The sequence below is a fragment of the Nocardia cyriacigeorgica genome (assembly GCF_010858045.1).
Classification (GTDB): domain Bacteria; phylum Actinomycetota; class Actinomycetes; order Mycobacteriales; family Mycobacteriaceae; genus Nocardia; species Nocardia cyriacigeorgica_E.
In genome coordinates, this window is the sequence record NZ_JAAGVC010000105.1 from 1 (window position 1) to 523 (window position 523).

1 pseudogene is annotated in these 523 nt (G+C 66.5%); it reads left to right on the forward strand.

The annotated features are described in order from the left end of the window. Nucleotides 1-523: pseudogene (locus tag GV790_RS28900) on the forward strand (Nonspecific lipid-transfer protein); the annotation flags it as partial.

Below are 523 nucleotides of genomic sequence, written 5' to 3' on the forward strand. Positions count from 1 at the left end.
CCGGTAACCCGGCCGTGACGACCATCGACCGCCATATCGCGGTCCTGAAGTCCACCAACGGATTCGGCAAGGCGCCGCTGACAGCCCAGTTCTTCGGCGCCGCCGGGGCCGAGCACATGCGCCGCTATGGCACGACCCGCGAACAACTCGCAGGCGTCGCGGTGAAGAACCACGAGCATTCGACCCGAAACCCCTACGCGCAGTTCCAGGACGCGTACACGCTCGAGCAGGTACTCGGCGACAAACCCGTGCACGATCCGCTGACCCGCTCGCAGTGCTCGCCCATGTCGGACGGTTCCGCGGCGGCGGTCGTGGTCAGCGAGGCGTTCGTGCGCAAGCATGGGCTCGCCGAACGCGCCGTCGAGATTCTCGGCCAGGCGCTGGCCACCGATGACACGTCGTCGTTCGCCACCGAATCGATGATCGACGTGGTCGGTGCTCCGATGACGCGCAAAGCGGCGCAGGAAGTGTTCGCGGCGACCGGCGTCGGCATCGACGAGGTGGACGTTATCGAATTGCACGA